The organism is Pseudomonas sp. NPDC090203, assembly GCF_044746765.1.
GTDB lineage: Bacteria > Pseudomonadota > Gammaproteobacteria > Pseudomonadales > Pseudomonadaceae > Aquipseudomonas > Aquipseudomonas putida_AD.
Genome location: NZ_JBIVCV010000011.1, coordinates 116,429 through 129,123 on the forward strand (window position 1 = coordinate 116,429; position 12,695 = coordinate 129,123).

General features: G+C 63.6%; 12 protein-coding genes. 4 read left to right on the forward strand and 8 right to left on the reverse strand.

What is annotated here, in order from left to right:
- Window positions 1-197 precede the first annotated feature (197 nt).
- The 3 genes from ACIPO9_RS19590 to ACIPO9_RS19600 form a co-directional block, all read right to left on the reverse strand.
- Window positions 198-1,475 (reverse strand): RNA polymerase sigma factor, encoded by a 1,278-nt coding sequence (locus ACIPO9_RS19590; RefSeq protein WP_400782896.1) that lies wholly within the window; start codon window positions 1,473-1,475, stop codon window positions 198-200.
- A gap of 83 nt (window positions 1,476-1,558) precedes the next feature.
- The gene (locus tag ACIPO9_RS19595; RefSeq protein WP_400782898.1) at window positions 1,559-2,878 is read right to left on the reverse strand and encodes an MFS transporter; all 1,320 of its coding nucleotides are present in this window, start codon (window positions 2,876-2,878) and stop codon (window positions 1,559-1,561) included.
- Between the two features lie 110 nt (window positions 2,879-2,988).
- Entirely contained in the window at window positions 2,989-3,759 is a 771-nt protein-coding gene (locus ACIPO9_RS19600) for an AraC family transcriptional regulator (protein ID WP_400782899.1), read from the reverse strand.
- A 246-nt stretch (window positions 3,760-4,005) separates the two neighbouring features.
- Between ACIPO9_RS19600 and ACIPO9_RS19605 the strand changes: the two genes are divergently transcribed.
- On the forward strand, window positions 4,006-4,473 hold the full coding sequence (locus tag ACIPO9_RS19605; RefSeq protein ID WP_400782901.1) for an REP-associated tyrosine transposase: 468 nt from the start codon (window positions 4,006-4,008) through the stop codon (window positions 4,471-4,473).
- A 105-nt stretch (window positions 4,474-4,578) separates the two neighbouring features.
- On the opposite strand, the gene ACIPO9_RS19610 is transcribed toward ACIPO9_RS19605, so the two are convergent.
- A complete protein-coding gene (locus ACIPO9_RS19610) occupies window positions 4,579-5,055 on the reverse strand; it encodes a GNAT family N-acetyltransferase (protein WP_274134259.1) in 477 nt (158 codons plus the stop codon).
- Window positions 5,056-5,319: 264 nt separating this feature from the next.
- Window positions 5,320-7,491: a TonB-dependent siderophore receptor gene (locus tag ACIPO9_RS19615; RefSeq protein ID WP_400782902.1), complete on the reverse strand. Its 2,172-nt coding sequence runs from the start codon at window positions 7,489-7,491 to the stop codon at window positions 5,320-5,322.
- Window positions 7,492-7,662: 171 nt separating this feature from the next.
- Between ACIPO9_RS19615 and ACIPO9_RS19620 the strand changes: the two genes are divergently transcribed.
- Window positions 7,663-8,301, forward strand: a complete 639-nt coding sequence (locus ACIPO9_RS19620; protein ID WP_400604337.1) for a LysE family translocator — start codon at window positions 7,663-7,665, stop codon at window positions 8,299-8,301.
- Between the two features lie 127 nt (window positions 8,302-8,428).
- On the opposite strand, the gene ACIPO9_RS19625 is transcribed toward ACIPO9_RS19620, so the two are convergent.
- Complete coding sequence (locus ACIPO9_RS19625) at window positions 8,429-9,328, reverse strand: LysR substrate-binding domain-containing protein (RefSeq protein WP_400782905.1); 900 nt, start codon at window positions 9,326-9,328, stop codon at window positions 8,429-8,431.
- 114 nt (window positions 9,329-9,442) lie between these two features.
- Between ACIPO9_RS19625 and ACIPO9_RS19630 the strand changes: the two genes are divergently transcribed.
- Window positions 9,443-9,874, forward strand: coding sequence for a PACE efflux transporter (locus tag ACIPO9_RS19630; RefSeq protein WP_274134263.1), 432 nt, complete (start codon window positions 9,443-9,445; stop codon window positions 9,872-9,874).
- Between the two features lie 19 nt (window positions 9,875-9,893).
- On the opposite strand, the gene ACIPO9_RS19635 is transcribed toward ACIPO9_RS19630, so the two are convergent.
- Window positions 9,894-11,054 carry a PQQ-dependent sugar dehydrogenase gene (locus tag ACIPO9_RS19635; RefSeq protein ID WP_400782907.1) on the reverse strand — a complete coding sequence of 387 codons (1,161 nt, stop codon included), beginning with the start codon at window positions 11,052-11,054 and terminating at the stop codon, window positions 9,894-9,896.
- Between the two features lie 59 nt (window positions 11,055-11,113).
- A complete protein-coding gene (locus ACIPO9_RS19640) occupies window positions 11,114-11,449 on the reverse strand; it encodes a hypothetical protein (protein ID WP_274134265.1) in 336 nt (111 codons plus the stop codon).
- A gap of 370 nt (window positions 11,450-11,819) precedes the next feature.
- Here ACIPO9_RS19640 and ACIPO9_RS19645 point away from each other — a divergent pair, with 370 nt between their 5' ends.
- Window positions 11,820-12,656, forward strand: a complete 837-nt coding sequence (locus ACIPO9_RS19645) for an AraC family ligand binding domain-containing protein (RefSeq protein ID WP_400782909.1) — start codon at window positions 11,820-11,822, stop codon at window positions 12,654-12,656.
- Window positions 12,657-12,695: the final 39 nt, after the last annotated feature.

A 12,695-nucleotide genomic window follows, 5' to 3' on the forward strand; every position in this document is an offset into this window, starting at 1 on the left:
TTTTGGGCCCCCCCCTTCGGTGGGGGGGGGCCCCCCATACCCGCCCCCCCCCCCCCCCCCCCCCCCCCCGGGGGGGGGGGGGGGGGGGGTCGCCCCCCCCCCCCCCCCCCCCCCCGGGCTGCCCGGCGGGGGCATTTGTGAAGTAGTCGAATGACGTATCGGCAGATCGACACACTCGCAAGCGAACGGACGAACGGTCATTCACGCTCCGGCAATTCATCAAGCCGCCGCTGCAAGAAGGCCCGGTCAACCGCCTGGTTCGCCTGCTCGATGGCCCTGCCGTAAGCGCTGCGCGCATCTTCGTAACGCCCCAGGCGGCGACACAAATCAGCACGCGCCGCCCAGGCCAGGTGGTAATCGGACAATTCACCGTCGTCCAGCAACTGATCGACCAGCGCCAGCCCCGCCGCCTCCCCTTCCACCATGGCCAGGGCCATCGCCCGGTTGAGCCGCACCACCGGGGAATCATCCAGGCGCAGCAGCACGTCATAGAGCCCGAGAATCTGCCGCCAGTCGGTGTCCTCTGGCCGTGCGGCTTCGGCGTGCACGGCTGCGATGGCCGCTTGAACGCTGTAGGGCCCTGTCCTGCCTGAGCGTAGGGCCTGTTCCACCAGCATCTCGCCTTCCTCGATCAAGGACCGGAGCCACAGGCTGCGGTCCTGCTGGTCGAGCATGATCGGCTCGCCCTGCGCGGAAAGCCGCGCCCCACGGCGGGACTCGCTCAGCAGCATCAACGCCAGCAAACCCGCGACTTCAGGCTCCGGCAGCAGATCGAGTAACAGGCGCCCCAGACGAATGGCTTCGGCCGACAGGTCGCTGCGGGTCAGTTGTTCACCGCTCGATGCGAAATAGCCCTCGTTGAACACTAGGTAGATCACCCGCAATACCGCGTCGAGCCGCTCGGGCAACTCTTTCAGCGCCGGGACTTCGTACGGGATATGGGCATCGCGAATCTTGTTCTTGGCGCGCACGATGCGCTGGGCCACGGTGGTGGCGGTGATGAGGAACGCCTTGGCGATTTCTTCGGTGGTCAGGTCGCAGACCTCACGCAGCGTCAGCGCAACCTGGGCATCGGGGCTCAAGGCCGGGTGACAGCAGACGAAAATCAGCCGCAGCCGATCATCCTCGACCTCGTCGACTTCGCTGCGATCGTCGCCGAAACGCTGCTCCAGTTGCCGGGCCATTTCATTGAGCGAGGCGTCGAAACGCGCCCGGCGGCGCAGGCTGTCGATGGCCTTGAAGCGCCCGGCCGACACCAGCCAGGCCCGCGGGCTCTCCGGAATACCGGAACGCGGCCACTGCTCGACCGCCGCGATGAAGGCGTCTTGCAGGGCTTCTTCGGCCAGTTCGAAATTGCCCAGCAGACGAATCAGTGTCGCCAGCACCCGACGGGATTCCTGGCGATAGAGGGTTTCGACCACCTGGCGTGTGGCTGACGCGGTGTCGAGATCTTTCTTATTGGAGTTATCGCTCATTCCCACACTCGCCGACGACTATTGAGGTAGCGGTCGGCCAAGCGTAGTTGTGGATCGGGCGTCGCTCCATGACGCCCCGACGGTCAGTTGTCCGGGCAGACAGCCAGTACGTCATCCACCTGCATGCCACGGCGCATGCCGAAGAACATTGCGGTCAACAAACCAACGGCGCCCATGATGACGCAGTAGCCGACGCACACCCACGGGCTCCACGGCATGAGCGCGATCAACGCCAGCGGCGTGGTGCTGGCCCAGAGTGCGTAGCTGATGTTGTAGGTCAGGGAGATGCCGGACACCCGAATATTCGCCGGGAACAGTCCGACCATGACCGACGGCACTACGCCGACGATGCCGCAGGCCAGCCCCGCCACCGCGTAGGCCAGGCCTACCGGCAGCCACTGGATGACCAGGCTTGCGTACAGCAGCCCAACGCCGACCGGCAGCAACAGGCTGTAGAGCACCACCCCGCGCCAGGCGCCGATGCGGTCCACCAGCATGCCGGCCAGCACGCAGCCAATGTTCAGGAACACGATACCGACGCTGCTCAGGCCGAAGGTGTCGCTGGGGCTCATGCCGAAACGCTGCTGCATCACGGTGGGCGTGATGACCACCAAGGTCACCACGGCGGACGTCAGCACGCAGGTCAGCAGCGCCGCAGGCAGCAGAGACTGGCGGTGTTCACGCAGCACCGAGCGCAGTGGCAGCTCGGTCATGCCTTCGCGCTGGGCGTGCAAGGCCATGAACACCGGGGTTTCGCTCAGCCAGCGACGCAGCCAGACGCCGATCACGCCGAACACCCCGCCCAGCAGGAACGGGATGCGCCAGGCGAAATCGAGGATCTCCGCGTGGCTGTAGACCTTGGCCAGCCAGGTCGCGGTCAGTGCGCCGATCAGGTAGCCGAACGTCAGCCCGGCCTGAAGCACCCCCAGCGCATAGCCGCGATGGCCCTTGGGCGCGTGCTCGGCGACGAACACCCAGGCACTGGGCACTTCGCCACCCACCGCCGCGCCCTGGAGGATGCGCAGTGCCAGCAGGATCAGCGGCGCCCAGTAACCGATGTCGGCGTAGGTCGGCATCACGCCGATCAGCAGGCACGGCAGCGCCATCATCATGATGCTCAGGCTGAAGACGCGCTTGCGCCCCAGTTTGTCGGCAAAGTGCGCCATCAGGATGCCGCCCAGCGGGCGCGCCAGATAGCCGGTGACGAAAATCCCGAAGCTTTGCAGCAGACGCAGCCACTCGGGCATTTCCGGCGGGAAGAACAGCTGGCTCAACGTCAGGGCGAAGAACACGAAGATGATGAAATCGTAGATTTCCAGTGCCCCGCCCAGCGCCGCCAGGCCCAGGGTCTTATAGTCGCCCCGGCTGATCGGTTGTGGACGTGGTCGAAGAATGGCTGTCATGAAAGACCCCATTTGGCAGGTTGAATCGGCAGTTAGGTGCGACAAAGGCGCGCAGGATAACAAAGCTTGCGCCATTGGGGCGGCTGGCAGACAACCGGACTTGCGTCACATCACAGGGCATAAGCGCCGGGGGTCATGCCGAATTGCGCACTGAAGGCACTGATAAAGGTGCTGACACTGTCGTAGCCCAGGCGCTGGGCGACGCGACTGACGGTGTCGCCCTGGGCCAGCAGTTCCAGCGCCCGTTTCATCCGCGCGACGATGCGCCATTGCACCAGTGACATGCCGGTTTCGGCCCGGAAGTGCCGGGTCAGGCCTCGCCGAGACATGCCCGTTCGCCGGGCCCAGTCATCCAGGCCGAGCTTGTTGGCGGGGTCGGCGACGATGGTCAGGGTCATGCCCACCAGATGCGGACTGCTGGGCATAGGCAGGAACAGCGGGTTGGCAGGGGAAATCTTCAGTTCATCGAACAGCACATCGAGCAGCCGGTGCTGTGGCGGCGCAAGCTCGGCCGGGCCTTTCTGCCAGCCGTCGATGCGTTCCAGCAGCGCGGCGGCCAGCGGGGTCATGTCGAACACCGTCGGCGTGCTCGGGAACAGTGGGCACAGGTCAGGGCGCAGGTAGATCATCCAGCCCCTGGCGGCCGCGTGAACCCGCGCCGCATGGGCGACGCCGGGCGGGATCCAGCCGATACGCCGGGCGGGCACCACCCAACTGCCGGTGTCCAGCTCAGCAGTGATCACCCCCTGCTTCACCGCCCACAACTGCCCTTCGCGATACCGGTGCAGCACGTCATCAGTGCTCGCCTGCAACGGCTGGGCGTTGATCTGCAGCGGCCGTCCATCCTGGATGAAGCGGTGCAACGGGTACTCGACTGGCATGGCCCGATTTCCCTGCGAAGAGACCTGCCGACGGTAGCAAGCCAGCGCAGCTTCGTACACTACTCAATCACGTAGCAGCACGGCTTGCCGGCGGGGGCGGTGTGTCAGCAAGTGATGAGTCGCCTGACACACCGCTCCCGCCGGCAAGCCGTGCTGCTACGGGGGGACATATGTTGTGAAATAGTCAGGCGTGCAGTCAGTTGCAGGGGTGGATAGGGTGACTTTTTGCGTTTCAGGGGCAAAGGGATGCAGACACCAGCGAGACGGCGCCATTTTCTTCGTACGAACCGATATTCGGAGCCGGGGCGGATTTACATGGTCACCGTCGTGGTAACCGACCGGCAACCAGTATTCAAGGATTGGCCCAGTGGCCACCCCGTGGTTCAAGCATTGCGGCAAACCGAAGAGGAAGGCACCGCGCGGTCCTTGTGCTGGGTGGTGATGCCCGATCACATCCATTGGCTTATGGAATTGCAGAGAGGCGATTTGTCATCGGCGGTGGCACGTTTCAAGTCGAGGTCAACCTTGGGCATCAATCGCCGAATGGGACGAAGCGGGCAATTTTGGCAGAAGGGATTCCATGAACACGCCTTGCGCGAGGAGGAAGATCTTCGAAGCCACTCGCGCTATATCGTGATGAATCCCGTGAGGGCAGGATTGGTTGCCAGCGTGCGGCAATATCCACTCTGGGATGCCATCTGGTTGAATTCATAACCCCTCGTAGCAGCACGGCTTGCCGGCGGGGGCGTCGTATCAGGCGACTCATCACTTGCTGACACACCGCTCCCGCCGGCAAGCCGTGCTGCTACGGTGCTTGCGTTAGCCAGTAGTTCGCGCCCGCTCCATATACAAACTACGCAAGGTGATGCCGCTGGGGTGTGCGTAAGGCTCGTCGCGCACGGCGACGAAGCCCATGGCGCGGTAGAAGTCGGCGGCGTTGAGGGAGGAATAGAGGTAGAGCCGGTTGAAATGCTCCTCTGCGGCAATCGCTTCCAGCCCTTGCATCAGGCGCTTGCCGATGCCCCGCCCTAGCTGGTCGGGCTCCACGAAGAGCGCCATGACTTCGCCGCTTTGCCGGTCAAGGATGGCGTAGCCGAGCAACTGGCCGTCTTCTTGCGCCACCAGGCCGCAGCCGGTGGCGAGCAGGCGCAGGTAGGATTCAGGGGGCGGTGAATCGCTCCAGACTTCGATCTGTTCGGGGGAATAATGGCTGGCGCAGACCTGCCGCACGGCGCGGGTGCGCAAGGACCATAACAGGGGAATGTCGGGGATTTGCGCGGGTTTGAGTTCGATCATCTTGCTGCTCCATCAGAAAGAACACCAGGGACGGCCTGTCCCTGCACAGCCTTCGAGCGTCTGGAAATGATGCTCTCTGGATGGGGCGGTGGGAAGGGGTGGAAATGTATCGTCTGGGCCAACGCCCCCGCCGGCAAGCCGTGCTGCTACGGGTCCAAGGTGAACCCGGATAATGGGTACGCCCGAAGTCCGTAGCAGCCCGGCCGGGCGGCGCTCCGCTTGCCGGCGGGGGCGTCGTGTCAGGCGGTGATGCATCCGGGTAGGTCAAAAACTCACAGTCGCTGAAAGCCTTGCCGTGCGCGGTGCGCCGAGGAACAGGTAGTCGTCGCCCAGGTACTCGCCTGCGTCGCGCCAGTAGCGTTTGTCGAACAGGTTGTCGACAGTCAGCCGGAACACCGTGTCGTAGCCATCGAGCTTGGTGCTGTAGCGGCTTCCGGCGTTGAACACGGCGTAGTCGTCGACCTTCACCGATCCCTCGCGGTTAGCGTATTTGCTGGAGCTGTACTGCATGCCGCCCAGCAGTGCGAGGCCCGGGATCGGCAGGCTGTAGTCCGCCGACAGGCTGGCCCGGTACTTGGGCACGTTGATCGCCTGATGGTCTTCATAGGCTGCGGTGCCACTGCCTTCCACCCGCGCGCGGATGGCGGCAACACTGGCCGACACCTGCAATTGCGAGGTCAGCCAGCCGTTGGCGCTCAGCTCAAGCCCGGTGTTCTTCTGCTCGCCCTGCTGCACGAAGGTCAGGCTGCCGTCGTCATTGGGTCTGGAGTACTGATAGGCCTGCCGAGTCTGGAACAGCGCCGCCGTGAAGCTCATGCGCTGCCAGTCGTACTTGACCCCGGCCTCCAGTTGACGGGAGATCGTCGGCGCGAGGATTTCACCGATATTGGTGTCGAACACCGACGCCGTGCCGCCCAGCGACAGGCCTTTGCTGTAGCTGGTGTAGAGCGAAACATTGTCCACCGGCTTGTAGATCAGCGCGGCCTGGGGCAGGAAGATCGAGCGCTGGGTGTGGCGATTGTCGCTGCCGTCTTCGTTGTAGGCCTTTTCATCGAGGCGCACCTGACGACCACCCAAAACCGTCTGCCAATGCTCGTTGAAGCTGATCCGGTCGGTGGCGAACAGGCCGTACTGGCGGCTGTCCAGACGCCGTTCGGTATGGCCCACCGGCAAGTCCGACGGCGCGAGGGCCGGCGGCGTTTCATGGATATTGCCAGTCCCGACAAACTCGCTGAAATAGGGCCGCGTATCCACCGTGCGACGGAACGCGCTGGTGCCGAACGTCAGCTCATGCTTGAGCCAGCCGGTGTTGAACAACCCCGTCATGGACGCCTCGACTTCATCGTTGCGGCGTGTGTCGTCAGGGCTGCGGAAGTCATAGATGTCGTAACCGCCGTCCGGAGTGAAATGCCCGTTGATGGGGGTCGTAGGGCAGTTGTCCTGGAAATAGCAGCCGTAGGCGAACGCGCTGTAGTCGTCGATCACCACGCGGCTGCGCGAGGCGCTGAGGCTGGCTTTCCAGGCATCGTTGAAGCGGTATTCATAGCGGCCGTTCAGATTCAACGAATCGATGCCCACCGGGTTCGACCAGCTCTGGTAGCCCAGCAGTTTGCGCGGCGAGGCGTCGTGGGGCAGTTCGCTGCCGCCCAGCAGTTGATAGCCCGGGACCGAGCGCTGTTCGCGGGTCTGGTATTCGGCGTCCAGTTGCAGGGTGGATTGCTCGTTAATGTTCCAGTCGAAGGCCAGGGAAGCGAAATCACGTTTGCCGTCGGCGTGCTCGACGTAGGAGCGGATGTCCTCATGGGCGACGTTGGCGCGCAGGCCGAACTGTTTCTCGCTGCCGAACCAGCCGCCCACGTCGGTGGCGAGATAGCGCTCGCCGTGCTCATTGGTGGACACCGTCACCGAGCGCACATCGGCCGGTCGTTTGGTCTGGTAGTTGACCACGCCCGCAGGCTCCGACACGCCGCTGGAAAGGCCTGACAAGCCTTTGAGCAGTTCGACCTGTTCCTTGTTTTCCAGCGCCACGTTCTGCTCGCCGGTGATGCTGCGGCCGTTGATCCGGTAGCTGTTGGCGGCATTGAGCGAGAACCCGCGCACCACGAAGTTTTCGTAGTAGCCAATCGGCGCGTAGCTGTCGCCCACCGAGGCGTCGTTGCGCAGCACTTCGCTCAACAATTTGGCCTGCTGATCCTTCAGGCGCTGCTCGGTGAACACCGAAATCGACGCCGGCGTGTCGAGCAATGGCGCCGGAGCGAACCCTCCCACCGAGGCATTTTCGGCCTGATAGACCGACGCCTGTTCCCCCGACACCTTGACCGCATCCAGGGTCAGCGGCTCGGCCTCCTGAGCGGCGAGCCACGGCGAGGCGAAGGCGATGCTCAGGGGCAGCAAGCGGCGCGTGAAGCCTGCGGCAGGTCGGTGTGGGGTGGTCATCTGAGGTACAGCTCCGGCAGGATTTTTGTGGGCGCATGTTTTACGTTCTGCACCGACTTTTTACAACTGCGATACAACCTTCATAAACGTATGAAACATCTCGAAAATTAGTCATCCCCTCATCTACACTCGGGAATTGACCTCGCATGCCCGCCATCAGGAACGCCTGCCATGACCCCGTCGCTGCTGCTTGCCGTACTCGCTTCTGGTTTCATCTATGCCATCTCGCCGGGGCCCGGCGTGTTGGCGGTGTTCGGCATCGGTGCGTCCAGAGGCAGGCGCGCGGGCGCGGCTTTTCTCTGCGGACATCTGCTAGGGGATGTGATCTGGTGCAGTACGGCGCTGGCCGCGATCATCGGTGCGCGGGTGATCGGCACCACGGCATTTGATGTCTTGGGGATCATCAGCGGGCTGTTTCTGTTCTGGCTCGGCTGGCGTGCGATTCGCGCCAAGCGCAGCAGCGAGACAGAGGAAAAGGCGCCGTCGCGGCATCCGTTCTGGCACGGAATCATGTTCGGCCTGACCAACCCCAAGGCGTATCCGGTGGCCGTGGCGACCTTCACCGCCCTGCTCTCCAGCCGCGCCGACCTGCTCAACTGGTCGATGCTGCCGTTGCTGATCCTGATCAGCACCCTGGGCGGGATCGCAGCGTACGGGATCATCGTCGGCGTGGTCGGCGCCCGCCATGTGCGTGCGGTGTATCAACGGCATGAGCTGACGATCACGCGGCTGTGCGGGGTGATGTTCATCGGGTTTGCGATCAATGCGCTGATGCATGCGGTGCCGAGCCTGCTGCCGCGCAGGCCCTGAAGACTACCGCCTATTGAATGATCGCCACGGTCTGCCTGTAGGAGCGCGCTTGCCCGCGAATGCGGCGTGTCAGGCGCCGCAAATGTGTCAGATATGACGCCGTCGCGGGCAAGCGCGCTCCTACAGGTCAGGTGTTGAGGGGGGTGGCGGCCGCTTCTTCGGCCAGCCACGCCAGAAACGCCTTGACCTGCGGATCGCGCTCGCGCCCCGGCACGCATACGGCGATGTAACGCGGGCCTGGCAGGCTGATCTCAGGCCGGTACCCCACCAGCTCGCCCCGCTGCAAGCTGTCCGCCACCAGCACGTTGCTCGCCAGCACCAGCCCGTGGCCGGCGACCGCCGCGCTAAGGGCGTAGTGTTCGTCGTCGAACTCGCGCATTCGCGCCGTCGCAAGCCACTGCTCGCAACCTGCCGCCGCGCACCAGCTTTGCCAGTTCACCCCATAGGCACCGGGAATCTGCCAGCGCAGGTCAATCAACTCGACTTCTGCGCCGTTGAGCGAGGCCAGAAGATCGAGCGCGCCATAGACCGCAAAGCGCTCGCTCATCAATTCCGCACGATACAGATTCGGGTCGTCGCGGCTGACCGCACGAATCGCCAGGTCGATGCTGGAATCACGCAGCAGGTCCACCAGCTCATTACGGGTGTCGATTCGCACATTGAACTGGGGAAACGCCCGATAGAAGCGGCTTAACCGGGGAATCAGCCACAATGCCGCCAGGCCCGGCGTGGTCGATATCGTCAGGGTCTGGGAGGCTGTTTCCGGGCAGAAACTTTCCAGACTGCGGCTGATTTCCAGCAGCGCACGGTGGGTCTGGCGGTACAGCTGCTCGCCCTCCTCCGTCAGCGCCACGCCCTGGCCGGAACGCTCGAAAAGCATCGCGCCCAGCCACGCCTCAAGGGTTTTGACCTGATGGGAAATCGCCGCTGGCGTGACTGACAACTCTTCGGCAGCCGCCTTGAAACTGCCCAGCCGCGCGGCCGCCTCGAAGGTGCGCAGCGCGTTGAGCGGAAGGTTGGAAAACACAGCAAGCTCCCTGCATGAAATGAATTGAAGCGGGTTCAATTTATCTCATTTTTCGAACGCCCGACCGATCGGTAGCGTGGCCGACATGCAAACCCTCACCCTCAGGAGTCAACCATGCAAGGCCCCACCCGAAAGCTGGTCCAGGCGGTGCTGTACGAAGCCATCGCGATTGCGGTGCTATCGCCGACCCTTTCGCTGATCTACGACGACGGGCTCGCCCACGCCGGCGCCCTGTCAGTGATGCTGTCGGCCAGCGCGCTGATCTGGAATGTGCTGTACAACTACCTGTTCGAATTCTGGGAAGCCCGGCAACAAAGCCGCACCCGCACCCTTTCGCGGCGCTTGCTGCACTCGTTCGGATTCGAAGGCGGACTGGTGGTGCTGCTGGTGCCACTGGTGGCCTGGTGGCTGGACATTTCCTGGTGGGCGGCACTGGTGACCGACCTTGGGCTGTTCGTGTTCTTCTTTTTCTACGCGCTGGTGTTTCAGTGGGGTTTTGACCGGGTGTTCGATGTGCCAGCGTCGGCGCAGGCGTGCGCCGACTGACATCTTTCGGGGCTGGGTACTAATTCGCCAACCCGACCTTCAACAGCTTGCCGCTGTCATCATCGGTCAGCACGTACAGGTAGCCATCCGGCCCCTGACGCACATCGCGGATGCGGGCCTTGAGCTCGCCCAGCAGGCGCTCTTCGTGCACCACCTTGTCATCCTTGAGTTCCAGGCGGATCAGCACCTCGGCGGCCAGTGCGCCGATGAACACGTTATGGTCCCACTGCTTGAAGGTGTCCGAGTTGTAGAAAGCCATGCCGCTGATGGCCGGGGACTTCTCCCACACATGGAAAGGGTTTTTCACGCCTTCGACGATCTTGCCTTTGGATTCGGGAATAGGCTGGCCGTTGTAGTCGATGCCGAAGGTGGAAATGGGCCAGCCGTAGTTGGCCCCGCGTTCGATGATATTGATTTCGTCGCCGCCCATGGGGCCGTGTTCGTTGGTCCACAGGGTCCCGGTCCAGGGGTTGAGCGCGGCGCCTTGCTGATTGCGGTGGCCGTAGCTCCAGATTTCCGGGCGCACGTTTTTCTGGCCGACGAAGGGGTTGTCCTTGGGCACCGAGCCATCAGGGTAGAGACGCACGACCTTGCCCTGCAGTTTGTCCAGATCCTGGGACGTGGGCCGGTTGTTGTTTTCGCCCAGGGCGATGAACAGGTAGCCGTCACGGTCGAAAACGATGCGCGAGCCGAAGTGGTTGCCCACCGACAGTTTTGGCTGTTGCTGGAAGATGCGGGTGAAGCCTTCAAGCCTGGTCATGTCATCCGACAGGCGTCCGCGGCCGGCCGCCGTACCGCCGGTCTTGCCATCGCTGGCCGCCTCGGCGTAGGTCAGATAGACCATTCGGTCCTTGGCAAAATCCGGTGACAGCTCGACATCCAGCAATCCGCCCTGCCCCTGCACCCAGACCTTGGGCACGCCAGAAATCGGCGCTGATAGCTTGCCTTCGGGCGTCACCCGCCGCAGGGCGCCGGTGCGTTCGGTCACCAGCATGCCCTTGTTACCCGGCAGAAAGGCCACGGCCCAGGGATGCTGCAGGCCGCCGACTACCTCATCGACGGTCAGCGTGCCCTCCTCGCTTTGATAGGTGGCGGCAGCGGCGTTGAGCGAAAGGCTCAGCAACGCCGATGCGCAAACACTGGCAAGCAGGGTCCCCGGGAAAATGTTCTTACGCAACATGGGCGATTCCTTTTGGCTGGAAAATTGACTCTGGCTGTCGAAAAAAGGGTGTTGCCGATTCAGTTGGAGGGCCGCTGGGTCCCGCCGTTCGTGGGCCTGGGGGACTGCTCCCGGGTCGGGTAGCCGTTGCGGATGCCGCCGTTCTCAAGGGTTGGCGGGCGGGCCTGGGAAGGCCCAAGGTTGGGACCACGCATCGTCGGTGAAATGGATTCGGTGCCTTGACGGCTGTTGGGGTTGGCGCGGCGGATGGCGCCGTTGTCCGGCTGATTGTTGGAGCTTGCGGCCAACTGGAACGGCGCGAACTCACCGGCCTGGACCAGCCCGATGCTCAACAGCCCGACGCTCAGGAAGCCGCCGAGCAGGAAGATCGCGAAGCCTCGCAGAAAACTGTTCATCATTTACCTGCTGTCGATTGGGTGACACATGCGGTGTTTGATGGCGATCGAAGGCGTAGGTTCGCCCCAAGCGCATGACGGAGCAATGCGCAGGGGGGTTGGGTTTGTAACAAGAATAGTCCGCAACGGGGGTTCACGTCCGTGTAGCAGCATGGCTTGCCAGCGGGAACGGCCGAACGAGCGCCGATGTTCTTGAGTTGGAAATTGCATTCGGTCGCCGCATGCACAAATCTTCCAGACCCAACGCCCCCATGCCGATAAGCTAGGCAGTGATCGGCCCGTATTCGATGCTGGCAGGTCAGACGCCCCCGCCGGCAAGCCGTGCTGCTACGGGTGGGGTGTCATACGTTCAAACGTGAAAGGAACCCCCATGCCCGAACGCAACTGGATCGATCTCAAGCAGGACGCCACGTCCGGCATCGAGACGATGCGCGCGCATTTCGAGGGGCATGCCTACGATCCGCACTGGCACGACAGCTACCTGGTCGGCATCACCGAGCAAGGGGTGCAGCAGTTCAACTGCCGGCGCCAGCAGTACAACAGCACGCCCGGCCACGTATTCCTGCTGGAGCCGGGGGACATCCACGACGGCAACGCCCCGGAAGTGGACGGCTTCACCTACCGCACCCTGTACCTGGACCCACACTGGCTGGAGCGCGAGTTGCGCGCGCAGTTCGAGGAGGCGCCGGACAACGCGCAATTGAGTTTCGCCGCGACCCTGGCCGATGACCCGCGCCTGGCGATTGCCACGGCCAATGCCTTCGAGGCCATGCACAGCAACGAATTGCGCATCGTGCGCCAGACCGCGCTGGACAACCTGCTGGCCAACCTGACCGGGCACTTGCACTGGCGCGCGCGGATCAGCCCCGACCCTCGCCTGCCACTGGTGGCGCAACGGGCACGGGACTTTTTACACAGCCGCCTGCATCAGGACATTGGCCTGGACGATCTGGCGCTGGCCACGGGCGTCGACCGTTTTCGCCTGAGCCGTGCCTTCAAGAGCGCCTTTGGGCTTGCGCCCCACGCCTACCTGATTCAACTGCGCCTGACCCGTGCCCGCCATCTGCTGGCCCGCGGCGAACTGCCGGTGAACGTCGCCGCAGCGCTGGGTTTCGCCGACCAGAGCCATCTGGGCCGCTGGTTCCAGCGGGCTTACCGGATGACGCCTGCGGACTACCGCCGCCGCTGCTCAAATCTTCCAGACTGACCCCCGCCTTCGCAGCGATCATCGCCCCATGATCCACTG

Bases quoted from the DNA above. Each gene is read 5' to 3' on its own strand.
- ACIPO9_RS19605 (WP_400782901.1), top strand. From the start codon at position 4,006: ATGCAGACACCAGCGAGACGGCGCCATTTTCTTCGTACGAACCGATAT.
- ACIPO9_RS19590 (WP_400782896.1), bottom strand. From the start codon at position 1,475: ATGAGCGATAACTCCAATAAGAAAGATCTCGACACCGCGTCAGCCACA.
- ACIPO9_RS19635 (WP_400782907.1), bottom strand. From the start codon at position 11,054: ATGTTGCGTAAGAACATTTTCCCGGGGACCCTGCTTGCCAGTGTTTGC.
- ACIPO9_RS19600 (WP_400782899.1), bottom strand. From the start codon at position 3,759: ATGCCAGTCGAGTACCCGTTGCACCGCTTCATCCAGGATGGACGGCCG.
- ACIPO9_RS19640 (WP_274134265.1), bottom strand. From the start codon at position 11,449: ATGAACAGTTTTCTGCGAGGCTTCGCGATCTTCCTGCTCGGCGGCTTC.
- ACIPO9_RS19630 (WP_274134263.1), top strand. From the start codon at position 9,443: ATGCAAGGCCCCACCCGAAAGCTGGTCCAGGCGGTGCTGTACGAAGCC.
- ACIPO9_RS19615 (WP_400782902.1), bottom strand. From the start codon at position 7,491: ATGACCACCCCACACCGACCTGCCGCAGGCTTCACGCGCCGCTTGCTG.
- ACIPO9_RS19610 (WP_274134259.1), bottom strand. From the start codon at position 5,055: ATGATCGAACTCAAACCCGCGCAAATCCCCGACATTCCCCTGTTATGG.
- ACIPO9_RS19595 (WP_400782898.1), bottom strand. From the start codon at position 2,878: ATGACAGCCATTCTTCGACCACGTCCACAACCGATCAGCCGGGGCGAC.
- ACIPO9_RS19645 (WP_400782909.1), top strand. From the start codon at position 11,820: ATGCCCGAACGCAACTGGATCGATCTCAAGCAGGACGCCACGTCCGGC.
- ACIPO9_RS19620 (WP_400604337.1), top strand. From the start codon at position 7,663: ATGACCCCGTCGCTGCTGCTTGCCGTACTCGCTTCTGGTTTCATCTAT.